The following is a 24450-nucleotide window of genomic DNA, read 5'->3' on the forward strand; positions in this document are numbered from 1 at the left end:
GAAGGAGCGGCCTTTTTCTTTTTCCACACCCTCATTTCGACAATTTATGATAAACTATTGGTAAAATGATGCAATCTTTCATCTCCCTGCGAGACAGACGCTCTATAAAGGAGTCGAGTGTGTGCCATGTTGTATTTGTACCGTTCTATTCTGCGATATTTGACCAACAGTAAGCGGATATTCACGCTATTTTTACTAGCGCTGCTGTTTGAGCTTTCTTTCGAATATTTCACATCCCTAAGTATTAAATATTTAATAGACGATGCGATCACGCCGCGCAACATGACGATTTTTTTTGCCTTGCTCTTAGCGCTCCTCATTGGCGGGGTGTTGAACTTGGTCATTGGGGTCGGCGGCGACTATGCGATGTCCAAGCTCAATGAAACGATCCTGCTGGGCTTACGCCAAAATCTGTATGAGCAGACGCAGAAGCTTTCCGCTCACTTTTTCTCGCGCTACCGAATTGGCGATATTGTCGCGCGTTTTACTATGGACATTCCAGCTGTTGAGCATGCGATGATGATGACCTTCTCCACACTGATTCTAGCTAGTTTGAGTATCGTTGTGGGCACCGCCTTATTATTTACACTCGAGTGGAAGTTGGCGCTTGTTGCCTTTGTAGGCATCGTCTTTATGTTTATTCCTCAGAAGCTGCTGAATAAACGAGCGCAGCATTACAACGAAGAATACGTTGGTGTGGTTGAATCCTTTTCTAATAATATGGATGAAGAAATGAAAGCTTTTAAACTCATTCGCGGCTTTCAATTGCAAGCATCAATGAAGAAAAGATTCATGAAGCAGCTGCAAGTATGGTTTCGTATCGGAGTTAAAAGAAGTTTCATCAATTCGAATCTCGAGCGTCTTCCGATCATGGTGCTTTCCGTGATTAATGTCATTATTCTTGGATTGGGGGGCTATTTTACATTCCAGGGGACGATGTCGATCGGGGATTTAATCGCGTTTTACTCCGTTTTTGATACGGTTGGACTATCTGTCATTCAGTTCATGGAAGTTGTACCTGATCTTATTGAAGGGGAAGTGGGCATCCGACGTATTAATGAAGTACTCGAAATCGCGCCTGATTTGGAAGAGGGGGACCATGCTTTAACAAGGGCATCGCTGAGCAAAGACATCAAGTTCGATGGGGTAACCTTCGGCTACACGGAGGCGCAACCTGTCATTCATGACCTATCTTTGTCCATTCCCGTGGGCAGCTATGTGGCGATCGTAGGGGCTAGCGGTTCAGGCAAAAGTACACTGCTCCAACTGCTCATGCGCTTCTATGATCCGCAAAAAGGCGCCATCCGAATCGATGATACGGATTTGCGCAGCATTCAACTTTCCTCTTTTCTTCAGCACGCGGGGGTTATCTTTCAAGAGCCGTATTTATTCCACGCGACGATTCGTGACAATCTGTTGATCGGCCATCCTGACGCATCAGATGAGGCGTTGTTCCAGGCAACGCGCGCCGTTGGCGTTCATGATGCCATCATACAAATGTCCAGTGGATACGATACCTGGATTGAAAATGATGGGGCCAATCTGTCGGTTAGCCAGCGACATCGCATTTCGATCGCGAGAGCACTGCTCCGTTCGCAGGAGCTCACGTTTCTTGATGAGGTCGCAGCATCGCTGGACCCTGAATCTGAGATTGCCTTGAACGAAACGATTTCAAGTGCTCACAAAGGCCGCACCGTCATCGCTGCTTCACATCGACTTAAAACGGTGGCCCATGCCGATCTGGTATATATGATCGATCATGGCCGTGTAATAGAACAAGGCACGCATCAAGAATTGATGGCGCGGCAAGGTGCTTACTACAGCCTTTGGAAGAAGCAAGAAGGGTTCCATATGTCCCGTGACGGCGAAGTTCTTGTTGATGCAGAACGATTGAGACAGCTGCCGTTCTTTGCTTATATGAACGAAACTCTCCTACATGAAATCAAGGATTTGCTCAGAACCGAGAAAGTTGCAAGCGGACATCACGTGTTTAAGCAGGGGGATGCAGGTAATAAGCTGTATATCATTGCGCGTGGGAAAGTGGCCGTATCCAAGCAAAATGACAAGGGGCACAGCACACGAGTTGCCGTACTTCAAGACGGTGATCATTTTGGTGAAATCGCCTTATTGAAGGATGCTCCTCGTAACGCGGACATTACCGCATTGACAGATTGCGCATTGCTAACGTTAACGCGCAGTCAACTGTTGCCTCTACTAGATCGTTATGAAGATATGAAAATCAAATTGAATCAATCGTTAACAGAGCGAAGTTAATCGCTTCCTACGAATAGCTCCTACTCCAAGGGCGCGTTCCCGAAGAAATAGAGTTTTTGCCCTTTTACAAAATTAACCATTGCATTACCGATGACATCCATGCTATATTATCAATCCAGCCGCAAGACAAGCTGGTGTGAGCAACGAAAAAGTAACTTTTAAAAAAGTAGTTGCACATTAAAAGTAAACATGGTATATTACTTTTCGCTGCTTCGGTAACACGGCAGCGAACGAAAGAAATTGATCTTTGAAAACTGAACAACGAGTGAGTAATGCAAGTCGAGTAATCGACTATAAATGAGATTATTAATCTCGCTAGCATCAAAATGAGCAAGTCAGCTTAAAATATGGGCCCCGGAAAAGTAATCGGAATTCTCTTCGGAGGTTAACGTCACTTTTTTGGGTAACTTTATGGAGAGTTTGATCCTGGCTCAGGACGAACGCTGGCGGCGTGCCTAATACATGCAAGTCGAGCGGATCACACCTTCGGGTGTGGTTAGCGGCGGACGGGTGAGTAACACGTAGGCAACCTGCCTTCAAGATCGGGATAACTATCGGAAACGATAGCTAAGACCGGATAGCTGGTTTTCTCGCATGAGAGGATCATGAAACACGGAGCAATCTGTGGCTTGAAGATGGGCCTGCGGCGCATTAGCTAGTTGGTGAGGTAACGGCTCACCAAGGCGACGATGCGTAGCCGACCTGAGAGGGTGAACGGCCACACTGGGACTGAGACACGGCCCAGACTCCTACGGGAGGCAGCAGTAGGGAATCTTCCGCAATGGACGCAAGTCTGACGGAGCAACGCCGCGTGAGTGATGAAGGTTTTCGGATCGTAAAGCTCTGTTGCCCTAGACGAACAGCAGGGAGAGTAACTGCTCTCTGTGTGACGGTATAGGAGAAGAAAGCCCCGGCTAACTACGTGCCAGCAGCCGCGGTAATACGTAGGGGGCAAGCGTTGTCCGGAATTATTGGGCGTAAAGCGCGCGCAGGCGGTCATTTAAGTCTGGTGTTTAATCCCGGGGCTCAACCCCGGTTCGCATTGGAAACTGGATGACTTGAGTGTAGGAGAGGAAAGTGGAATTCCACGTGTAGCGGTGAAATGCGTAGAGATGTGGAGGAACACCAGTGGCGAAGGCGACTTTCTGGCCTATAACTGACGCTGAGGCGCGAAAGCGTGGGGAGCAAACAGGATTAGATACCCTGGTAGTCCACGCCGTAAACGATGCATACTAGGTGTCGGGGATTCGATTCCTCGGTGCCGAAGTTAACACAGTAAGTATGCCGCCTGGGGAGTACGCTCGCAAGAGTGAAACTCAAAGGAATTGACGGGGACCCGCACAAGCAGTGGAGTATGTGGTTTAATTCGAAGCAACGCGAAGAACCTTACCAGGTCTTGACATCCCGATGTAACACCTAGAGATAGGTGCCCTCTTCGGAGCATTGGAGACAGGTGGTGCATGGTTGTCGTCAGCTCGTGTCGTGAGATGTTGGGTTAAGTCCCGCAACGAGCGCAACCCTTGATCTTAGTTGCCAGCACTTTGGGTGGGCACTCTAGGATGACTGCCGGTGACAAACCGGAGGAAGGTGGGGATGACGTCAAATCATCATGCCCCTTATGACCTGGGCTACACACGTACTACAATGGTCGGTACAACGGGAAGCGAAGCCGCGAGGCGGAGCCAATCCTTATAAGCCGATCTCAGTTCGGATTGCAGGCTGCAACTCGCCTGCATGAAGTCGGAATTGCTAGTAATCGCGGATCAGCATGCCGCGGTGAATACGTTCCCGGGTCTTGTACACACCGCCCGTCACACCACGAGAGTTTACAACACCCGAAGTCGGTGGGGTAACCCGCAAGGGAGCCAGCCGCCGAAGGTGGGGTAGATGATTGGGGTGAAGTCGTAACAAGGTAGCCGTATCGGAAGGTGCGGCTGGATCACCTCCTTTCTATGGAGACTCGGGTCTGATAGATCCAGTCAAGCTTTACTCACTCGTGTTCAGTTTTGAAGGATGAATTAACCCTTCAAACCCGTTGATAACCGACATCGCTTCGCGCATGTAACGGTTACAACATTGTTGACGAATCTACGATTCGCAACTTGTTCCTTGAAAACTAGATAACGAAACGAAATGTAAAGTAAGAACTTAGGTAGCATGATCTTCGGATTGTGCTCAATCTTTAAATGTAATTTCTAGGTTAAGCTAGAAAGAGCACACGGAGGATGCCTAGGCACTAGGAGCCGAAGAAGGACGTGGCGAACGACGAAATGCCTCGGGGAGCCGTAAGCAGGCTTTGATCCGGGGATGTCCGAATGGGGGAACCCAGCTGTGGTAATGCGCAGTTACTCAGTAGTGAATACATAGCTACTGTAGAGGCAGACCCAGGGAACTGAAACATCTAAGTACCTGGAGGAAAAGAAAACAAAAGTGATTCCGTCAGTAGCGGCGAGCGAAAGCGGAATAGCCCAAACCAAGGAGCTTGCTCCTTGGGGTTGTAGGACCTCGACGTGGCAAAAGTTCGGTAGGCGAAGTGATCTGGAAAGGTCCGGCATAGAAGGTAAAAGCCCTGTAGCCAAAATCGAACGTATGCCTAGAGGTATCCTGAGTACGGCGGGTCACGTGAAACCCCGTCGGAATCCGGCAGGACCATCTGCCAAGGCTAAATACTCCCTAGTGACCGATAGTGAAGCAGTACCGTGAGGGAAAGGTGAAAAGCACCGCGGAAGCGGAGTGAAAAAGAACCTGAAACCGTGTGCTTACAAGAAGTCAGAGCCCTCTATATGGGTGATGGCGTGCCTTTTGTAGAATGAACCGGCGAGTTACGTTCCCGTGCGAGGTTAAGTTGAAAAGACGGAGCCGCAGCGAAAGCGAGTCTGAATAGGGCGCTTGAGTACGTGGACGTAGACCCGAAACCGTGTGATCTACCCCTGTCCAGGGTGAAGGTGAGGTAACACTCACTGGAGGCCCGAACCCACGAATGTTGAAAAATTCGGGGATGAGGTGGGGGTAGCGGAGAAATTCCAATCGAACTCGGAGATAGCTGGTTCTCCCCGAAATAGCTTTAGGGCTAGCCTCGGATGTGGAGTTGTGGAGGTAAAGCACTGATTGGGTGCGGGGCCCGCCAAGGGTTACCAAGTCCAGTCAAACTCTGAATGCCACAAACTTAAGTCCGGGAGTCAGACAGTGAGTGCTAAGATCCATTGTCAAAAGGGAAACAGCCCAGACCATCAGCTAAGGTCCCCAAGTGTGTGTTAAGTGGGAAAGGATGTGGAGTTGCACAGACAACCAGGATGTTGGCTTAGAAGCAGCCACCATTGAAAGAGTGCGTAATAGCTCACTGGTCGAGTGACTCTGCGCCGAAAATGTAACGGGGCTAAACACGCCACCGAAGCTATGGCTTGCACTTTAGTGCATGGGTAGGGGAGCGTTGTGTATACATTGAATTCTGACCGTAAGGACAGGTGGAGCGTACACAAGTGAGAATGCCGGTATAAGTAACGAAAAGATCAGTGAGAATCTGATCCGCCGAAAACCTAAGGGTTCCTGAGGAAGGCTCGTCCGCTCAGGGTAAGTCGGGACCTAAGGCGAGGCCGAAAGGCGTAGTCGATGGACAACAGGTGGAAATTCCTGTACCACCGTAGCCGTTATGAGCAATGGAGTGACGCAGAAGGATAGTGACGCGAGCTGATGGATGCTCGTCCAAGCAGTGAGGCTGATGTGTAGGCAAATCCGCACATCGTAAGGCTGGGCTGTGATGGGGAGGGAAACTTAAGTACCGAAGGTCATGATTTCACACTGCCAAGAAAAGCTTCTAGCCAGGCGAAGGTGCCCGTACCGCAAACCGACACAGGTGGGTGAGAAGAGAATTCTAAGGCGCGCGGAAGAACTCTCGTTAAGGAACTCGGCAAAATGACCCCGTAACTTCGGGAGAAGGGGTGCCTCGGTAGGGTGAATAGCCCGAGGGGGCCGCAGTGAAAAGGCCCAAGCGACTGTTTAGCAAAAACACAGGTCTGTGCGAAGCCGCAAGGCGAAGTATACGGGCTGACGCCTGCCCGGTGCTGGAAGGTTAAGAGGAGTGGTTAGGGAGCAATCCCGAAGCTATGAATTGAAGCCCCAGTAAACGGCGGCCGTAACTATAACGGTCCTAAGGTAGCGAAATTCCTTGTCAGGTAAATTCTGACCCGCACGAATGGCGTAACGACTTGGGCGCTGTCTCAACGAGAGATCCGGTGAAATTTTAATACCTGTGAAGATGCAGGTTACCCGCGACAAGACGGAAAGACCCCATGGAGCTTTACTGCAGCTTGATATTGGACTTTGGTACGATCTGTACAGGATAGGTGGGAGCCTTTGAAGCCTGAGCGCCAGCTTGGGTGGAGGCGCCGTTGGGATACCACCCTGATCGTATCGGAGTTCTAACCTGGTACCGTAATCCGGTATGGGGACAGTGTCAGGTGGGCAGTTTGACTGGGGCGGTCGCCTCCTAAAATGTAACGGAGGCGTTTAAAGGTTCCCTCAGAATGGTTGGAAATCATTCGCAGAGTGCAAAGGCATAAGGGAGCTTGACTGCGAGACCTACAAGTCGAGCAGGGACGAAAGTCGGACTTAGTGATCCGGTGGTACCGAATGGAAGGGCCATCGCTCAACGGATAAAAGCTACCCTGGGGATAACAGGCTTATCTCCCCCAAGAGTCCACATCGACGGGGAGGTTTGGCACCTCGATGTCGGCTCATCGCATCCTGGGGCTGAAGTAGGTCCCAAGGGTTGGGCTGTTCGCCCATTAAAGCGGTACGCGAGCTGGGTTCAGAACGTCGTGAGACAGTTCGGTCCCTATCTGTCGCGGGCGTAGGAAATTTGAGAGGAGCTGTCCTTAGTACGAGAGGACCGGGATGGACGTACCGCTGGTGTACCAGTTGTCTCGCCAGAGGCATCGCTGGGTAGCTATGTACGGAGGGGATAAGCGCTGAAAGCATCTAAGCGCGAAGCCCCCCTCAAGATGAGATTTCCCAGTATGTAAGACCCCTTGTAGACGACGAGGTTGATAGGTTCGAGGTGGAAGTGCGGTAACGTATGCAGCTGACGAATACTAATCGGTCGAGGGCTTAACCTAATATAGGGATCTTTTAGCGGAGCTAAAAGTCTCTCAGCTTTCCTAAGTAGCATACTTTACTTCAGTTTCGTATCTAGTTTTCAAGGCGCAAACCACGCTTTGACTGTTTGGTGATGATGGCGGAAGGGATCCACGCGTTCCCATCTCGAACACGACCGTTAAGCCTTCCAGCGTCGATGGTACTTGAACCGCAGGGTTCTGGGAGAGTAGAACGTTGCCAAACTAGTATAGGGATCTTTTGACGAAGTCAAAAGTCTCTCTACATTCCCTGATAGCTCAGTTGGTAGAGCACTCGACTGTTAATCGAGTTGTCACAGGTTCGAGTCCTGTTCGGGGAGCCACTTTTATTAAGATAATAGGCCTTTATATGGAGAGGTGTCCGAGCTGGCCGAAGGAGCACGATTGGAAATCGTGTAGGCGTCACAAGCGTCTCGAGGGTTCGAATCCCTCTCTCTCCGCCATAATTTTTCATGCAAGGCCCGTTGGTCAAGTGGTTAAGACACCTCCCTTTCACGGAGGTAACAGGGGTTCGAGTCCCCTACGGGTCACTTTCTAATTCCCATGGAGGCTTAGCTCAGCTGGGAGAGCATCTGCCTTACAAGCAGAGGGTCGGCGGTTCGATCCCGTCAGCCTCCACCATTTAATTACATATCATGCTAGTAATGACGCGGGGTGGAGCAGCTCGGTAGCTCGTCGGGCTCATAACCCGAAGGCCGCAGGTTCAAATCCTGCCCCCGCAACCAACCTCTTACGTAGAGGGTTTACTTAGTGTGGAGCTGTGGTGTAGTGGCCCAACATGCCTGCCTGTCACGCAGGAGACCGCGGGTTCGAATCCCGTCAGCTCCGCCATTTTTTTTATTATGGACATGAGTCATTAGCTCAGTTGGTAGAGCACCTGACTTTTAATCAGGGTGTCGTAGGTTCGAATCCTACATGACTCACTTTTCAAACCGTACGAATTGTTTCAATACATAGAGCTAAACTCTTCGAGAAATCGAGGAGTTTTTTTGCGTTAAAAACGTTACGCTCTCCGTTCTGACGTTTTTGAACAAGGTCAGTTATTTTTCAGTTGACATTGATAATTATTATCACTAATATCAAGAATAGTGAAACACACGCGACTAGCGGGGGGAGATCCCATTTGAAAACGATAAAATACTGCTGCCGGAATGAGAAATTCGGATCGAAGCAAATTTATAAAACCATTAAGCATGAATTCCCAGAATTGAAACAGAAGAAGAAAGATTGCCTGGGCAATTGCAGATATTGCAAGAGGGAATGTATTGCGATGATTGGCAAAAAGAAGCTGCTATGTGCCGAATCTCCGGACTTACTTTACGCACAAATTAAGCAAATTATCGCGGCATCTAAGGCTGAAAGCGTGATGGTTTGAATATAGATTTGATGAAGTTGTTACTTCCATTTGTATTTGTATACGCGATTCTGGTAATCTTGTATGTATGGGGAATACGCAAGAGATAACCATATATAGGGATCTTTTGACGAAGTCAAAAGTTTCTCAGTTCCAGAAAGGTGTGTGCACAGATGCTAAACGATACACTAACCGAAGCGCTCAATGAGCAGATGAACTATGAATTTTACTCCGCGCACGTCTACTTGGCGATTGCTGGTTATTGCGCTGCGGAAAGTTTGGATGGCTTTTCTAACTTTTTCATTGTTCAAGCAGAAGAAGAGAAGTTCCATGCAATGAAGATTTTCAAATTTATTAATGATCGCGGGAAAAAAGTAAAGTTCGCGGGCATGGATACGCCAGTGAATCAATATGAGTCGATTCTAGATGCGTTTGAACATGCTTATTTGCATGAACAAGAAGTAACGAAACGGATTTACCACTTATCCGACTTGGCATTAAACGATCGAGAGCATGCTACCATGCAGTTCTTGAAATGGTTCGTTGATGAGCAGGTAGAGGAAGAAGCGATGTTCGACAGCATCATTAACAAGCTGAAACGCATTGATAAAGACAGCAATGCTTTCTACATGCTAGATGCGGAGTTTGCACAACGCTCATTCACGCCACCAGCTGCGGAATAATTACATTCGATTTTATAGGTGAAAAACTTACTTGTCGCATTTTGTTGCGGTGGGTAAGTTTTTTCTATTTGGTTGTCAGGGTTTAGGTTGTATAGTAAGGAAGGAAGGGGAGTGTCTAATGGAAAAATTAGATTTAGCTAAAGCCTACAAGTCGTACTACTCAGCCCCAGTAAAGCCGCAGCTTGTTCAATTCGGGCCAATTTCCTATGTATCGATTGTTGGACAAGGGGACCCCAATGAGAGCGGCTTTGCGGCCGCGACAGAAGCGTTGTATACCGTTGCCTATAGCGTGAAGGCGCATCATAAGAAGCTTAATCAAGATTTCACCGTTGCGAAGCTAGAGGGGCAGTGGTGGGTGGACGGAGATCCAAGAACGGCCTTGCAGGTCCCCAAAGAACTATGGCATTGGAAGCTGCTCATACGTATGCCGGATTACGTGACGGTTGATCAAATAACAAGGGCACGTGAGGCGGCTGCCGCCAAGAAGAAAGAGCTCACTCTGATCTCGCATGTTAATCATGCTACCCTGCATGAGGGAACCTGTGTACAAATGCTCCACGTAGGACCTTATTCCACGGAGCCAGAGACGCTGTCGCAAATGGAGACGTACATGGAAAACAATCAACAAAGTATCCATGGTCTGCATCACGAGATTTATGTATCGGACCCTAGACGGGTTGAGCCAGCGAAGCTGAAAACGATTTTACGCTATCCAGTTAGGCCCATCGAGTAGAAGTGGTATGGGGGTGATTTTTACGTTAAAATAGAAGATAATGTCGAGTAGCTGTGGGGGAGGCCTGTCGTATGTGTATTCGGAACATGGCGAGGAAGGGACAAGCAGGTATGGTCCTGATCAGCTTGATAGGATTATTGTACGCGGCTCCTGTTGCTCACGCTTCTTTGTTAGATCGTGTGAAAGATATTTATCAACTGCCAGGTCATGTCGAGCAAATTCAGAAGGATTATGAAGCGACCAAGCAAGAGCTTGCTGATCAGAAGGATAAGCTGGCCGAGGCGGTTAAACAATCGCAAGAGATCGAAGATCGTCTGCTGCGTCAGAATGAGGATCTGAAAAAGGATAATGCTCAACTTCAAGAGCGTTTGAAGGCGATGGAGCAAATTGCCCGCGATAAAGATCAGCGCAATCGTAAAATCCTCTACATGGTGATTACCGCTGCAGCCCTGGTTGTAGGTTATTTCCTGCTAGGACGTGTGTTCCGATTGATCGTATGGCGAAGACAGAAGCGCGGACTGCGGTAGAAGGTGAACGGGGGGTTTGGGGATGGAGGTTATCTATGTAAATGAAGGCGCGCTAGCCAGAATGGCCACCATGCGGCTCCAGAAGGGCGAAGCTGTGCATGTTCTGCATCCCAACCAAATCGTTGCGTTCCAAGGGAAGCCTGAGCAGCGCGAAGACGCGTTGATGAAGCTGCCCAGCATGCTGAGAAAAAAACGATTCATCCAGTCACGGGTGAGCGGTCCAGCGCAGATGATGTTAGGCCTTCCAGAGGGCTATAACATGGCCGTTTTGCCGTTAGAGGCAGAGGATGACCTCCTATTTGAGTTTCGTCATGTGCTGTTCTATACAGAGGGAGTAACGTTTACGACTCATTTGCAAAATATGAAGAACACGCTCATCACGCAGGATCTGGTGAAAATGCAGTTTCAAGGGCCTGGCACCTTGGGTTTGTTAACCACGGGGCCTCTTTTCAAGATGGCTTTGGATCCCGAGCAGCCCCTGTATGTTGATGTGCAATGTCTCGTTGCGTATCCGCGGCAGGCCAAGCTTCGCCTCAGTGTGTATGGGAATACGCTGGCCAGCCAACATATGAACTATCATTGGGAGATGACGGGGCATGGGCATGTGCTTATGCAGCCGTGCAAGCCTGACCCTAAATTAGATGAACATATGAAATCGGATAGTCTGTTGCGCCGCATTGCGCGCGAAGTGCTGCCGTTTGGCGGGGTTTTTATCAAATAATGGGTGAATTGAAAAAACAGTTGCAAATGGGATAGATTCCTGATATATTATTCCTTGTCGCCTCAAGCGACAAAACATACCGTGCGGAAGTGGCTCAGCGGTAGAGCATCGCCTTGCCAAGGCGAGGGTCGCGGGTTCGATCCCCGTCTTCCGCTCCATAAGCGCCCTTAGCTCAGCTGGATAGAGTATTTGACTACGAATCAAAAGGTCGGGAGTTCGAATCTCTCAGGGCGCGCCATTTACACTTTCTATACACTACGGGACGTAGCTCAGCTTGGTAGAGCACCTGCTTTGGGAGCAGGGGGTCGCATGTTCAAATCGTGTCGTCCCGACCATTTCTTACATTTTGATATGCGGGCGTAGTTTAATGGTAGAACTTCAGCCTTCCAAGCTGATCGCGCGGGTTCGATTCCCGCCGCCCGCTTACTGAAAAGACCACCTTCGGGTGGTCTTTTTTCATGCAAGGGAATTGAACCCCAAGGGTTCGACCGCCCGCTAGGACGGTTTTCTTAAAGGGGATCCCCAACTATAATAAAGATAGTTTTGATCAATGGAGGGAAACCAATATGACGAAGCAATTTGCCATCGATGTCGCGAAGAAGCTATACCGGGAAAACGATCAGTCTTACTTTGTGATCCGTGATCCTGAAACGGATGAGTTCAAAGTGGTTGATAAGAAAGAAAGAGATCTCCGAAATTTGAATGCATGGGTCGTTTTTAGTATAGAAACAGATATATAGACAACGGGTTGGAAACACTTACCACGGTGAAAATATTGCCAGCCCAAAACGAATTGTGCTAGTCTAACATAGACAAAAAATGCCGAATCGCCGAGCAGCAAAAGCTCGCGTACGGGGGACTTCTTTACTTGGGGTGAATGAACAGAAAGCTCGTCAGCATCTTGACGAAGGGACTGCACTAGGGAAAACCTCTTCCCGAACCCGTCAACTAACCTCGGAGGCTTCAAGGAGGCACAATCTTTTGAAACTTTTTGCAAAAAGTCTTATTTGTTCATGCGTGCTAGTTGGCGCAGCTCTACCCGTGTTCACTTCTCCATCCGTACAAGCTGCTGCACCAGATGCCGACTCGGTGAAGGTTCAGCTCAATGATCAGCTGCTTCAATTTCCTGAAGTTCAGCCGTTTATTGATGCGGAAGGCACACTTCAGGTACCACTTCGTGTGTTATCTGAAAAGCTTGGCTACCAAGTCGGCTGGTCTAAGCAAGGTGACGACATCGTTGTCACGCTGGTCAACAAGGATCAACAGATCCAATTGACGACGAACAATGACCAGGCGCTTGTGAACAGCAAGCCAGTTACACTAGAAAGCAGCCCGACGTTGAAAGAAGGAAGCACGGTGGTTCCGCTTCGTTTCATTACAGAAACGTTTGGATCTCCGATTGTGTGGAACGATCCGAACAAAATCGCGATCGTTGAGGCAGATGGCAACAGCCATAAGCCTGCCTACATCGCGCCGCCGCTAGCACCTGCTGTGCCGAAGGTTGTGCAGCCAACGTTGTCATCCCAGATTATCCAAGCGGCAACGGCGTTCCAAGGGACTCCGTACCAATGGGGAGGCACAACGCCCAAGGGCTTCGATTGCTCTGGCTTCGTCCGTTATTTATACGAAGCGAAGGGGATCGATTTGCCTCGCACCTCGGTGCAAATGTATGATCAAGCAGGGACAAGGGTGACGGACTTGAAGGCGGGAGATCTCGTATTTTTCGCATCCAATATCGTCAATCATGTCGGCATTTATCTGGGCAATAATCAATTCATTTCTGCGACAACCTCAAGCGGGGTAACCGTAGACAGTCTCGCCAGCTCCTACTGGGGATCCAGATATGTAGGTGCAAAGCGCGTGCTTTAAGGCCGAGGCTGACTCGCCAGCCTGCCAACGAATAAGGGCATCTGTTCGTCACGACTTTCACGAAGGTGAAGCATGGCGAGCAGGTGCTCTTTTAACGTCATGCGATTTTAGTCGAATTTTTGAGAATTATCGCCTATAATGGAGGAATGGTTGGAAGAAAGTAGGTGATGGGTACACCGTGCAAGTCAGTGTCTGGAAAAGCTGGTTTCATAAAATTAAATTGTCGGGTCGAACAGACCATGGGATAAGCGTTGAATCGGGACCTGTCATTCCGGATGAGATTCGGAAGGTCATTGAGCAATTTTTCAAAACGTATAATCATTTCAAAGGTGCTAGGGACATTCAGACCGACACGTTTATTCGCGAAGTGTTCTATGCAACGAGGCAAGATCCCAAAGATCAGCGCTCGATCGGAGAAATGGAATCTTATATTCAAAGTAAGAATGTGCATCGTTTGCGGCTGAAATCGCATGTGATTGATGAGTATTTGCGCATCGGTGAGAAGGTTTGCATGATTGGTGTAACGAGGGAGTTCAGTAATGGACATCGTAATCGTGTACTCTATTTTATCGTGAATGAGGAAGGGGCTTGGCGGTTCCACCATATCGTCCGATCACACCACGGCAAAATTATTGAGAAGTTCCACGTGAAGGAACAAGTGGGGTTTGTGGTTGGCGATGAGGGGGCAGCACTTCTTTTCTTAACCCATGCAGATTCGACGGATGCCAGCACCTATATGATCGGTGATTTCGTACATATGGAAGGCTATCTGGAAGTCGAGCAAGAGATCAGCGCACAGCTGTACTATCGGGTTGTTCGGATGAATCGCGTGCATTGACCAGGCGGATAGTGGGCATTAAAAAGGAACATGAATAGGCTTTGCTCGATTGAGTAACGCTTATTTGGTGTGCGCACAGTATGGGCAAGGAAAGTGGACATTGCCTGCCTCCATATGAAAGAATAGAACGTAACAGATTAAGGAAGTTAAAGGACTGAAGTGCCTTAGAAGGAGGCCAGCATGGGGGAAGATCAGATCGAGCTACAGGAACAGTTTTGGAAAAAAGTAAATGGAGAAGAGTTAAGCGATCTTCTGAAAGGGATAGCGGAGAGTCGATCGCTGCACGCGAGGACACTTGCATTCGTATGCATTGGGACGGACCGCTCGTCAGGCGATGCCCTGGGTCCGCTTGTGGGAAGTAAGCTGGCAGAGCTCGGCTATGCCCATGTGATTGGTACGTTAGCGGCACCGTGTGACGCGAGTAATTTGGCTGAACGGTTGGCGGAGATTCCACCCAATGCCGTGGTGATTGCCATTGATGCCTGCTTGGGGCAGAAATTAAGCGTAGGCAAGTATCAACTGTCCAACCAGCCGCTGGCGCCTGGGAAATCGGTTGGGAAAGTGCTGCCGCCGATCGGGGATTACACGATCGCGGCGATCGTGAATATGGATGGCCCGAGGCAATATCAAGTTTTACAAACGACATCGTTATATCAAGTAATGCGAATGGCAGAGGAAGTGACGAAGGCGATCGTGCATGCCTTCCCCATATAATTGAAACAAGCAAGGAACAGAAAGAGGAGAGTGAGTTGCACGTGATAGGAGCAGGTGGACTAGGAGGTCCTGGCGGAATGGGACGGCTGTCTGACGGCAATCGCCCGAAAGCGAAGCTGAAGGATGTATCGATTCGTCGTATTTTACAATTGTTCAAAAGTTACTGGGGGCAGCTGATGGTGATCATCGGCTTAGCGCTGCTTGCGGCAGTTATCGGGTTAATTCCGCCTCTTGTGATGAAAGAAATCATCGATACAGCGATTCCAGAAGGGCATGTGAAGCTGTTGGCGGTTATGGCCTTTCTGTTGATACTTTTGCCTGTGCTAAGCGGCGTGCTGGGTGTCTGGCAGAATCACCTCAATACCAAAGTAACGCAAGGGGTTATCCGAGATTTGGGGCAGTCGTTGTTTCATAATTTGCAGCGGCAATCAATGGCTTTTTTCACCGACGCGCGTTCGGGCGAAATTGTGCAGCGTATCACGGGAGATGTGCAAGCGGTCCAAAGTGTTGTGACCTCGCTGGTGGTCTCGTCGATTACGCAGATCGTTATCGTCGTCACGACCATTGGCATTCTATTTACGCTGGATTGGAAGTTAGCGATTATTTCTGTGTTGATTCTTCCTCTTTTCGTGCTTCCTGTCAAAAAGGTGTCCAAGCTGCGCAAAGCGCTTCGCATCGAGACGCAGAAAGTACGTTCCGATATCACGTCTCAGTTGAATGAGAACTTCGGGATCTCGGGTGCGTTGCTGACGCGGATTTTTGGCAGAGAGAAACAGCAAGAGCTTGAATTTACGGCGATGAATCAAAAGGTGATGGATCTGGAGCTGCGGCTGAACCTGGTCGGCCGCTGGTTCGGGATGGCGACAAGCACGCTTGGTCCGTTAGGTACCGCGATTATTTATATCTACGGGGGTTACTCCGTGATTATGGGGCATATGACGCTAGGGTCGATTGTCGCATTCACTGCGTATTTGGGGCGGTTGTACATGCCGGTAGGGACGCTGCTCAACCTGCATGTTGAGGTTGCGACGGCGCTAGGGGTGTTTCAGCGCATTTTTGAGTACCAGGACATGGTGCCGGATGTCATGGATGTTCCAGGAGCTCGCCCGATCGGGACGGTAGCGGGGCGTGTGGCGTATAAGCAGGTGTCGTTTGCTTATAGGCCGGGCGAACAAGGTGGGGCAAAGCAGGGCGGGAAGCCCGGTGATCAAGGCTGGGCAGGGCAGAGTGGGAAGCCCGGTGATCAAGGCGGAGCAGGGCAGAGCGGGAAGCCCGGTGATCAAGGCGGAGCAGGGCAGAAGGCGAAGCCCAGTGATCAAAGCGGAGCAGGGCAGAAGGCGAAGCCCGTGCAGTATGCGCTGCGCGACGTCACCTTCGAGGCGCAGCCTGGTGAAATGGTCGCGCTCGTCGGACCGAGCGGCGCAGGGAAGTCGACGCTCATCGGCATGATCGCGCGGCTGTACGACCCGACAGCCGGCGTGGTGGAAGTCGACGGCGTGGACGTCCGCGACGTGGCAATGGCGTCACTGCGCGCGCAGATCGCTTACGTGACGCAGGAGTCATTTCTGTTCCACGCGACGATTGGCGACAACCTGCGCTTTGCGCGGGAGGACGCGACGCGTGAGGAGATGGAGGCCGCTTGTCGGCAGGCCTACATTCATGATTTTATCGTGTCGCTTCCTGAAGGGTACGACACGATGGTCGGCGAGCGCGGCCACCGGCTCTCCGGCGGCGAGCGCCAGCGGATCGCGATTGCCCGCGCGATCCTGAAGCGCCCGCGCATCCTCATCCTCGACGAGGCGACGTCGCACTTGGACTCGGAGTCCGAGTCCTATGTGCAGGCGGCGCTGGAGGAGTTGATGCAAGGGCGCACGACGCTCGTGATCGCGCACCGGCTCTCTACGGTGCTGGCTGCCGATCACATTCTGGTGATCGAAGCGGGCAGCGTCGTGGAGCGGGGTACGCACAGCGAGCTGCTCGCGCTGGAGGGGCTGTACGCACGGCTGTACAGCACGCAGTTCGCGAAGGCCGCCGAGGTGGAGCAGGAAAGAGCCAATTTTCCACGATGAGGTGGGGGATTTGGCTTTTTTCCCGTGTGTTCACTTTCTGAAGGGCTGGAGACGAGGAGTTAATCGAAACAATCGACTAACTCGAGTGATGTGGTGGATAGTGGGAATAGGTTGAATCCCCGACGTGCCCTAGAGCAGCAGCTTCATCGGCCGCTGGGGCAGTCGGCGTGAGCTTCGAACTCTCGCGCAGTAAGTAGCCGAAGTATAGCACGTAATACGACACAATGATGAAGAATACGGCTGCGGTGACGGGGTCTCTAGTAAATTGCGCAAGGTCGGCAGGATTGATTTGTGCTGATGTTGTCGTTACAGCAATGACGGCATACCGATACGCAAGACGGCCAAGAAAGAGCACGAGAACCGTAATCTCAACCCAGAGGTGTGTGCGGTAATACCAGCCATCGCTCCGATGCTCGAAGCGTGTATGGCGAATGGCTGTCATTCCGAGATATGTGCCGCCCGCAAGGCCGATTCCATAGCCGATGAAATGAATTGGGTGAACGAAACCTAGAAGGAAGATAATTCCGCCTAGGAGGCTAAAAAGCGAAAGGCGGATCGTAAGCCGGCGCGTGGCAAGCTTTTGAAATCCGATGGTACGTTTCGCTCTTCGATACACGATCAAGCCGATAATAAGAACGGGAATGAGGTAATGCAACCAATTCCCCATACGGGAGCACCTCCAATCTGTTTGGGAAAGTTGATCTTATTGTAGCAAAATTGGACGTTCCATTGGGATAAAATGTTAGTCCGTTTACAAAAACCTGTCATACACTTAATAGTAGTGCGATAAAATTACTATTACACACTCTATGTGCCGCAAGGAGTTGACGGTAAATGGCTCTAATTACTCATGTGAATGTTTGTAACGAAGTCAATGAAATTTACTGTTGTCTTCGCAATAAAATCGTAAAGCTCGATGCGAATCAGAAGGAGCAATTTTGTCAGGGGTGTAAAATGTTCGCAGGTGCTGCCCCAGGCTATGCTCATGGTGTCTCTTGTGTGTGGGAAGATCTGCGTCTTATTAGTAATCCACATGTGGTGCTCAATCCGATTGAGGAATTCGCTCATAATCAAATTCGCCAAGTGCCGCCCGAGGGTCCGGCATTATTCGTATATACACCAGAATGGTAAAACATATTCTCTTTGATTTTGACGGGACACTTGTCGACTCCAGAGCACTGCTAGTGAGGCTCTACAATGAAATGGCGGCTCAATATCGGTTTCGCCCCATACGCGATCAGGACCTGGCTACGCTGCGCTCGATGTCGATTTCGGAAAGGGTAGACCAGTTAGGCGTTCCAGTGCTTCAGATTCCGAAGCTGATGGTCACGGGCCGGCAATTGTATCATGATAACATCCGATCGCTGCATATCGTACCTGGGATGAAAGAGATCATTGCCAAGCTAGCCACCCAGAACATCAAGAGTTCGATTCTGTCCTCTAATTCGGAAGCCAACATTCGTCTTTGTTTACGCAAGAACAAGATGGAGAGCGCGTTTAAAGAGATTATTTCGGCGAAGCATATTTTTGGTAAGCATAATTCGATCCGTAAAGTCATGAAGCAATGGGGGACCACGCCAGCGCGGATGATTTATGTGGGGGATGAATTGCGTGATATCGAATCGTGCAAGAAATTAGGTGTGCCCATCGTAGCCGTCACGTGGGGGTACGACTCAGCCCAGCTGTTGATGAGCGGGAAGCCGGATTATCTCGTGAACACGCCAGGTGATTTGTATCGGACGCTGATGAATTTGGTGTAGCGAATGGAATTAATAAGTGAGTTGAAAAGGGACGACGGGTCCGTCGCAGTGGAGTGACTGAGGCGGCTTCTTTATTTTTTTAGGCATAATAGCCTACGTTTCTAATCTTAGAGTGTAGAACTAAAGAACTATTTATGATATCCTTTTAGTAGGAATACCTATGGGAAGGGATGGTCATATGAAAGAAGATCGCCAAACACTTGTTGATGAATTTTTTGCGATGATTCGCAGGTTGAACCGTACGGGTTCTGATATTATCAATGTAAGAGAATTTTTCTGGAGATCCTCTGAGAGCCGTGGCTTTGTCCCGCCGACCGTCGAATTTATGACTGTGCTCAAAACATATAATGCCGTGCTGTTCCATGAATTTCGTAAATCGCTTGTTCCCAATACAAGTATGCATATTTTAGCCAATGTACATATGGAAGCGGGAGAAGCACTCATCAGCCTAGGCATCACAAGCTTGGAAGAGCTTGAACTAGCTGTTAAGGGCAAGATTATGACGAAAAGTGCCAGTGCTGGATAGCCATATCGCTGGCACCCGAATGAAGTAAGCCCAAGCGCAGATAGAGGCGCTTGGGCTTTTTTATTGCATAGGTGCGTAGACGGAACGACGTTCCGCTTGGAGTGGGAAATATATGGCGTACGGAACTAATCCTTCTTTTGCCCCATGGCAGCAAGCAGCTTGTCAGCCAGCGAGTTCCCGAGCTGGGCCTGATCGGAGAACTGCTCAATGAGCTGTCGGTTCGCCTTGGCTGTGGCTTTGCGTCCGCCGCCTGTTGAATTGCCGTCGATCTTCTCGACGACATTGCAAGGACGGCATTGAAAATATTTGCCTGCTTTGCCCGTATGGATTTCCATTTTCTTATGGCATTGCGGGCATCGATGGTTCGTAAGCTGGCCGTCGGCCTCGCGTTTATAGGAACACTCGCGGCTTGAGCAGACGAGGAAACGGCCGCGTTTGCCTTTGACTTCTTGCAGGAATTCGCCGCAATCCGGGCATTTGCTCCCTGTTAAATTGTGCGGCTTGTAGGCTGCTGAACTGCGTTTGACTTCCGCGACAAGCTCGACTGTTTTCTTGCGGATACCGTTCAGGAACGTATCCATGCTTCCTTTGCCTTTGGAAATCCTCTCGAGCTCTTGCTCCCAGCGTGCGGTAAGCTCTGGCGAGCGAAGTTCCTCGGAAGCAAGCTCGATCAACTGCTTGCCCTTGCCAGTCGGCATGAGCGAGTTACCTTGGCGCTCAATCGTGTCCGAGGAGATGAGCTTCTCGATAATATCAGCTCGTGTGGCTGGGGTGCCGAGGCCCCATTTCTCCATCTGCGAGAGCAAGGAAGCCTCATTGTAGCGAGCAGGCGGCTTCGTCTGCAGGCTCACCTGACGGACGTTGCGCGCAGCGACCTTATCCTGCTCCGACGCTTGCGGGAGAAGCTGAGAAGATTCTTCCTCTGAGTCGTTATCTTCGCGATCAGGGTCTGTGAAATCGGAGGCGCCATACACGTCTTTCCAGCCAGCCTGCTTCACGACTTTACCAGAAGCGTAGAGCTTCTCGCCAGCGATCTCGATCGTCAGTTTGGTCTCATCGTAGCGGCAAGGCCCGCAGAAAAGGGCAAGAAATCGCCGAACGATCAGGTCGTAGAGTCTGCGTTCATCGGCGCTTAACGTTGCTAATGAAATCGCCTCGCCCGTTGGGATGATGGCATGATGATCGGTAACTTTTGCATCGTCGACGATTCGTTTCGTAATGGTCAGCGGTTTACGAATAAACGGTGCAGCAAGTGCTGCATAAGGACCAATCGCTGCGCCTTTCAGACGGCCGAGCAAGGTCGGCACCATGTCTGAGCTTAAGTAGCGCGAATCCGTTCGCGGATACGTGACGATCTTGTACTGCTCGTACAATCGCTGCAAAACGTTGGATGTTTGTTTGGCAGAGAAGCCGAACTTGCGGTTCGCATCGCGCTGAAGCTCGGTTAGATCATATGCTAGCGGATGTGGAATCTGCTTCTCGGTGTTCTTCACCTGCACGATGCGGCCGTTCTGGCCGTGCAGCTTTGCCTTTAAGGCATCGGTCCGCTCACGGTCGAACAGACGCGGGTCGCCTGTCTTCGGATCCCGCCACTGGGCGCGGAACGATCCGAGGTCGGCTTCGATGAGCCAGTAGGGCTCGGAGCGGAAATCCCGGATTTCCGCTTCGCGGTCCGTCATCATCGCGAGTGTGGGCGTCTGCACACGCCCCGCTGATAGAGAGGCGCCGAACTTGCTGGTCAGCGCGCGCGTCACATTCAGGCCGATCAGCCAATCGGCCTCGGAACGACAGACGGCTGCTTGATACAGCCGATTGTAGTCGGTGCCAGGCTTCAGCTGCGCGAAGCCTTCGCGGATTGCTTGATCCGTCTGAGACGAGATCCAAAGCCGTTTGAACGGCTTCTTCCAGCGGATCAGTTCCATAATCCAGCGAGCCACGAGCTCACCCTCGCGCCCCGCATCGGTTGCGATAACCAGCTCTGCAAGGTCGCCCCGCCGGCTTAGCTGCTCAATCCCGCGGAACTGATGTGACGTTTCTTTCATCACTTTGAGTTTCATTTTCTCAGGGATGATCGGAAGGTCTTCTAGGTTCCAAGTTTTGTACTTTGCGTCATAATCATCGGGTTCAGCGAGTGTCACGAGATGACCAAGCGCCCAGGTGACGACATATTTGGCACCCTCGAAGTGGTGTTTTTGCTTTTGGTTACAGCCAAGCACTCGCGCAATCTCTTTGGCGACACTTGGTTTTTCAGTGAGAACAAGAATTTTCATAGGAGATCGACCTCTTTTCTACATACCCATTAGCATAAGCGAACAAGGAATACATTTCAATTCAGCTTTTTCGAAAAAAAACATGGATCAATTGGCGAAAAAAAGGGAATATTGTCTTTTTTCGTCCGAATATGAGGTATAATGGTTGTAATTAGAATGAAAAGAGGTCAATCCTGAATGGGTCGCATGCTTACTCTTTTTACCAACCACACCATTAAAATGAGGCTGCAGCTGTGGATTAGCACCATCATTGTTTTACTGGCCTTTTCAATTATTGTTCCTTTTTATTTTATAGAGAAGAAAGATCGCCTGGAAGAAGCGGATGTGCAATTGAAGCAGGTTATTACCCTGCAGAGCTTATATATCGAACGTTGGAATCAAGAAAAGCTGGATGCGATCAAACGTTTCTCACTTTCGGATAATGCCAAGTTTCATCGTATTGGTGATTTAAAACGAGAATTTCAAGATTACGCAAAAGTGGAATCGGAATTTCAATCGATTACTTATGTGGAGCCGAATGGCTACATTTTTCCAGAAGGGAGTGGGCGGAGTCCAATCTATGTTGGGGACCGAACCTACTACCTCCGTGGCAAAGAGAAAAAAAGTTATGTATCTGGTGTTGTCATTTCCAAAGATGATGGCAAGCCCGTTATTACGTTTTCGGTCCCTGTGCTCGATGATCATAATGAGTTCAGAGGCATTGTGCTAGGGATTGTTACCCTGGAGATGTTGAATAAATTGATGTCTCAGCTGAGCTTCGGGGAAACCGGTGAAGTGTACGTTCTTGACTCTCAAGGTAATATCGTCACGGCTTCCAACCATGCAGCGGACAGCATGATTACCCAGCGAGCATCGTCTGAGATTTTCACGCGTGCGAGGTCAAATAGTAAAGACCATAGTGCTTATACAGGATTCAGGGGAGAAAAGGTATATGGCCAATATCGCTGGTCGCCAGAGAGGAATTGGGTCGTCGTTGGTGAAATCACACAGAAGGAAGTGTTCTACAAGCTCAATGAACTGAGTGTGACGATCATCATAATTTCATTGATAGCGCTTCTATTTAGTATTGGTGCTGCTGTGATGATTGCTTCGAAGATGGAGAGGCCGATCCGTTATCTGCTTCGTGCGACAAAGATCATTCAGAACGGCAACTACGATTATCAGATCAACGCGGATAAAATCAGAAAAGCGCCGATGGAACTGCGGCAATTAGTCAATACCTTCAATTTAATGTCAGGCCGCTTGAAATCTAATATTTCACTTCTTGAGCATTCCGCTTGGATGGATCAACTGACGGAAATTCATAATCGCCGATTCATGATGACGGAGGGCAACAGGCAGCTGCAAATGTGCATCGCCTACGGTCAGACCTGTTCCATTCTCATGATGGATATTGATCATTTTAAGAAGATAAACGATACCTATGGTCACTTAGTAGGCGATGCGGTTCTTCATCATGTAGCGAGTCTTTTAAAGCGATACGTGAATACGGAAACGATTGTGGCTCGCTACGGGGGCGAAGAGTTTATCGTGCTGCTCCTGCATAAAAATGCGGCTGAAAGTGCTCAGGTGGCTGAGGAACTAAGAGAGCTATTCATGCAAGAGCCTTACATCAACGAAAAGGTGACGGTCAGAATTACAGCGAGCATCGGTGTTGCTGAGTATTCACCAACCTTAGAATATGGAACAATGATTATGGAAGATATGGTTTCTCGAGCGGATCATTCCTTGTATCGTGCGAAGTCTGGCGGACGGAACCGAGTGGAAGTAGATACGAAGGGGAATCAGGAGAAGCGGTTTGAGGAATAGCAGATTTGTGGAGGTGTAAAATGAAAGCAAAAGTCGCGATTGTGGCTGGCGGCACGGGGCTGGTCGGGCGGGAGTTGTTGAAGCAGCTTTTGGCGGATGAAAGTTATGTGCGAGTAATCGCACTGGTTCGGACGAAGATGAACATGGATCGTCTACCTGGTGCGAATAAAATAGAACAGCGTGTCATCGACTTCGCGAATCTGTCAGATGCGGTTGATCTCGCCGAAGTGGCCCAGGCACATGTGTTCTGTACGTTGGGCACGACGATTAAAAAAGCAGGCTCCCAGCGACAGTTCCGGAAGGTGGATCTCGAATATCCGCTGCAGCTAGGGAAACTAGCAAGCCTTGGTGATGCCGATGCGTTCGCCATTGTGACGGCAATGGGAGCGAACCGTGATTCTTCGTTCTTTTATAACAAGGTCAAAGGGGAAGTAGAGGACGGATTGCGTGCGCTTCAATTGCGGTCTTTGCACATACTCAGACCCTCTCTGATCCTAGGGGATCGCGGGGAGTTTCGGTTGGCGGAGCGATGGGGAAGCGTGCTAGCGCAAGCGATTGCGCCCTTGATGGTAGGGAAATTGAGGACCTATCGGCCTATTCATGCGAGCACGATTGCGACAGGGTTAATTCGAGCTGTGAAGTCTGGTAAAGCAGGGGTTCAGGTGTTGACGTCTGGGCAAATTACAGCCTTGGCTGGCAAGTAGGATGCGGCTTGGATGCGAGCTGATCGCAGAAAGAGTTGCGTCTCTAGTTATTTTTTCTTAAAATGTTAAGGTCGTTAATGATTAAGGTGATTCATTCATAGAAAGTAGGTATACACATGATCGATCATATTGTACTAGTAAAATTTGGTGAAACGACAACACAGGAGCAGCTTCAAGAGGTTGTTGACCGTTTCAAAGCGCTTCGCGCGCATCTGACAGGGATCGTAGACATTCAAGCTGGCATCAACTTTTCAGAGAAAAATAAAGGGTATCAGGTTGTTTTGTCTGTGCGTTTTGAGGATAGAGCGGCCTTGGAAGCTTATGGTCCTAACCCAGAGCACCAAGCGGTGGCTGCTTATATTCGCGAAGTTGGCCGCGAAGATAGTTTGATTGTGGATATTGAGATTTAGGGAGCAAGTTCCCTATAAAGTGACCAAACGCCATCTGAGCCTCCCCCAATGGGAGGC

19 protein-coding genes, 11 tRNA genes, 3 rRNA genes and 1 riboswitch are annotated in these 24450 nt (G+C 49.8%); of the genes, 31 read left to right on the forward strand and 2 right to left on the reverse strand.

Annotated features, from left to right (window positions below; genetic code table 11):
* The first annotated feature begins 126 nt into the window (after positions 1 to 126).
* The 25 genes from MJB10_RS03175 (at position 127) to MJB10_RS03295 (ending at position 16914) form a co-directional block, all read left to right on the forward strand.
* Complete coding sequence (locus MJB10_RS03175; protein WP_314801685.1) at positions 127 to 2274, forward strand: ABC transporter transmembrane domain-containing protein; 2148 nt, start codon at positions 127 to 129, stop codon at positions 2272 to 2274.
* Positions 2275 to 2682: 408 nt separating this feature from the next.
* Positions 2683 to 4224 (forward strand): 16S ribosomal RNA (locus MJB10_RS03180).
* Between the two features lie 248 nt (positions 4225 to 4472).
* Positions 4473 to 7388 (forward strand): 23S ribosomal RNA (locus tag MJB10_RS03185).
* A 106-nt stretch (positions 7389 to 7494) separates the two neighbouring features.
* Positions 7495 to 7611, forward strand: a 5S ribosomal RNA gene (gene rrf / locus MJB10_RS03190).
* Together the 16S, 23S and 5S rRNA genes with 7 tRNA genes alongside form the textbook arrangement of a ribosomal RNA operon.
* A 42-nt stretch (positions 7612 to 7653) precedes the next feature.
* Positions 7654 to 7729, forward strand: a tRNA-Asn gene (locus MJB10_RS03195).
* A 28-nt stretch (positions 7730 to 7757) separates the two neighbouring features.
* Positions 7758 to 7849 (forward strand) — tRNA-Ser (locus MJB10_RS03200).
* Between the two features lie 15 nt (positions 7850 to 7864).
* Positions 7865 to 7936 (forward strand) — tRNA-Glu (locus tag MJB10_RS03205).
* 15 nt (positions 7937 to 7951) lie between these two features.
* Positions 7952 to 8027 (forward strand) — tRNA-Val (locus tag MJB10_RS03210).
* A 27-nt stretch (positions 8028 to 8054) separates the two neighbouring features.
* Positions 8055 to 8131: transfer RNA gene (locus MJB10_RS03215), tRNA-Met, on the forward strand.
* 29 nt (positions 8132 to 8160) lie between these two features.
* Positions 8161 to 8237 (forward strand) — tRNA-Asp (locus MJB10_RS03220).
* A 19-nt stretch (positions 8238 to 8256) separates the two neighbouring features.
* Positions 8257 to 8329, forward strand: a tRNA-Lys gene (locus MJB10_RS03225).
* Positions 8330 to 8529: 200 nt separating this feature from the next.
* Positions 8530 to 8781: a DUF1450 domain-containing protein gene (locus MJB10_RS03230; protein ID WP_314801687.1), complete on the forward strand. Its 252-nt coding sequence runs from the start codon at positions 8530 to 8532 to the stop codon at positions 8779 to 8781.
* A 152-nt stretch (positions 8782 to 8933) separates the two neighbouring features.
* Positions 8934 to 9443: a ferritin gene (locus MJB10_RS03235; RefSeq protein ID WP_314801689.1), complete on the forward strand. Its 510-nt coding sequence runs from the start codon at positions 8934 to 8936 to the stop codon at positions 9441 to 9443.
* A 118-nt stretch (positions 9444 to 9561) separates the two neighbouring features.
* Positions 9562 to 10176 (forward strand): GyrI-like domain-containing protein, encoded by a 615-nt coding sequence (locus MJB10_RS03240; RefSeq protein WP_314801690.1) that lies wholly within the window; start codon positions 9562 to 9564, stop codon positions 10174 to 10176.
* 71 nt (positions 10177 to 10247) lie between these two features.
* On the forward strand, positions 10248 to 10703 hold the full coding sequence (locus tag MJB10_RS03245; RefSeq protein WP_314801692.1) for a hypothetical protein: 456 nt from the start codon (positions 10248 to 10250) through the stop codon (positions 10701 to 10703).
* Between the two features lie 22 nt (positions 10704 to 10725).
* Complete coding sequence (locus tag MJB10_RS03250; protein ID WP_314801695.1) at positions 10726 to 11424, forward strand: AIM24 family protein; 699 nt, start codon at positions 10726 to 10728, stop codon at positions 11422 to 11424.
* Positions 11425 to 11507: 83 nt separating this feature from the next.
* Positions 11508 to 11582 (forward strand) — tRNA-Gly (locus MJB10_RS03255).
* 3 nt (positions 11583 to 11585) lie between these two features.
* Positions 11586 to 11662, forward strand: a tRNA-Arg gene (locus MJB10_RS03260).
* Positions 11663 to 11682: 20 nt separating this feature from the next.
* Positions 11683 to 11759: transfer RNA gene (locus MJB10_RS03265), tRNA-Pro, on the forward strand.
* 18 nt (positions 11760 to 11777) lie between these two features.
* Positions 11778 to 11848 (forward strand) — tRNA-Gly (locus MJB10_RS03270).
* A gap of 142 nt (positions 11849 to 11990) precedes the next feature.
* Positions 11991 to 12164 carry a hypothetical protein gene (locus tag MJB10_RS03275; protein WP_314801697.1) on the forward strand — a complete coding sequence of 58 codons (174 nt, stop codon included), beginning with the start codon at positions 11991 to 11993 and terminating at the stop codon, positions 12162 to 12164.
* Between the two features lie 70 nt (positions 12165 to 12234).
* A riboswitch (cyclic di-AMP (ydaO/yuaA leader) is annotated at positions 12235 to 12402 on the forward strand.
* A 3-nt stretch (positions 12403 to 12405) separates the two neighbouring features.
* Positions 12406 to 13293, forward strand: a complete 888-nt coding sequence (locus MJB10_RS03280; protein ID WP_314801698.1) for a C40 family peptidase — start codon at positions 12406 to 12408, stop codon at positions 13291 to 13293.
* Positions 13294 to 13471: 178 nt separating this feature from the next.
* A complete protein-coding gene (locus MJB10_RS03285; RefSeq protein WP_314801700.1) occupies positions 13472 to 14131 on the forward strand; it encodes a hypothetical protein in 660 nt (219 codons plus the stop codon).
* A 180-nt stretch (positions 14132 to 14311) separates the two neighbouring features.
* Positions 14312 to 14845, forward strand: a complete 534-nt coding sequence (yyaC, locus tag MJB10_RS03290; RefSeq protein ID WP_314801702.1) for a spore protease YyaC — start codon at positions 14312 to 14314, stop codon at positions 14843 to 14845.
* Positions 14846 to 14922: 77 nt separating this feature from the next.
* On the forward strand, positions 14923 to 16914 hold the full coding sequence (locus MJB10_RS03295; RefSeq protein ID WP_314801704.1) for an ABC transporter transmembrane domain-containing protein: 1992 nt from the start codon (positions 14923 to 14925) through the stop codon (positions 16912 to 16914).
* Between the two features lie 76 nt (positions 16915 to 16990).
* Here MJB10_RS03295 and MJB10_RS03300 read toward each other — a convergent pair whose 3' ends face one another.
* A complete protein-coding gene (locus MJB10_RS03300; RefSeq protein WP_314801707.1) occupies positions 16991 to 17581 on the reverse strand; it encodes a hypothetical protein in 591 nt (196 codons plus the stop codon).
* Positions 17582 to 17748: 167 nt separating this feature from the next.
* On the opposite strand from MJB10_RS03300, the gene MJB10_RS03305 reads away from it, so the two are divergent.
* The 3 genes from MJB10_RS03305 to MJB10_RS03315 all read left to right on the forward strand — a co-directional run bounded on the left by MJB10_RS03305 (position 17749) and on the right by MJB10_RS03315 (position 19200).
* The gene (locus tag MJB10_RS03305) at positions 17749 to 18045 is read left to right on the forward strand and encodes a hypothetical protein (RefSeq protein ID WP_314801708.1); all 297 of its coding nucleotides are present in this window, start codon (positions 17749 to 17751) and stop codon (positions 18043 to 18045) included.
* A complete protein-coding gene (locus MJB10_RS03310) occupies positions 18039 to 18674 on the forward strand; it encodes an HAD-IA family hydrolase (protein ID WP_314801709.1) in 636 nt (211 codons plus the stop codon). The genes MJB10_RS03305 and MJB10_RS03310 overlap by 7 nt, the downstream gene beginning before the upstream one ends.
* Before the next feature lie 178 nt (positions 18675 to 18852).
* On the forward strand, positions 18853 to 19200 hold the full coding sequence (locus tag MJB10_RS03315; protein ID WP_314801710.1) for a hypothetical protein: 348 nt from the start codon (positions 18853 to 18855) through the stop codon (positions 19198 to 19200).
* Between the two features lie 125 nt (positions 19201 to 19325).
* On the opposite strand, the gene MJB10_RS03320 is transcribed toward MJB10_RS03315, so the two are convergent.
* Positions 19326 to 21470, reverse strand: coding sequence for a DNA topoisomerase III (locus MJB10_RS03320; RefSeq protein ID WP_314801711.1), 2145 nt, complete (start codon positions 21468 to 21470; stop codon positions 19326 to 19328).
* A gap of 177 nt (positions 21471 to 21647) precedes the next feature.
* On the opposite strand from MJB10_RS03320, the gene MJB10_RS03325 reads away from it, so the two are divergent.
* The 3 genes from MJB10_RS03325 to MJB10_RS03335 all read left to right on the forward strand — a co-directional run bounded on the left by MJB10_RS03325 (position 21648) and on the right by MJB10_RS03335 (position 24393).
* On the forward strand, positions 21648 to 23279 hold the full coding sequence (locus MJB10_RS03325; protein WP_314801713.1) for a sensor domain-containing diguanylate cyclase: 1632 nt from the start codon (positions 21648 to 21650) through the stop codon (positions 23277 to 23279).
* Between the two features lie 20 nt (positions 23280 to 23299).
* Complete coding sequence (locus MJB10_RS03330) at positions 23300 to 23983, forward strand: NAD(P)H-binding protein (protein WP_314801715.1); 684 nt, start codon at positions 23300 to 23302, stop codon at positions 23981 to 23983.
* Between the two features lie 116 nt (positions 23984 to 24099).
* Entirely contained in the window at positions 24100 to 24393 is a 294-nt protein-coding gene (locus tag MJB10_RS03335) for a Dabb family protein (RefSeq protein WP_314801717.1), read from the forward strand.
* The last annotated feature ends 57 nt before the right edge of the window (positions 24394 to 24450 follow it).

The sequence above is a fragment of the Paenibacillus sp. MBLB1832 genome, from assembly GCF_032271945.1.
Taxonomy (GTDB): domain Bacteria; phylum Bacillota; class Bacilli; order Paenibacillales; family NBRC-103111; genus Paenibacillus_E; species Paenibacillus_E roseopurpureus.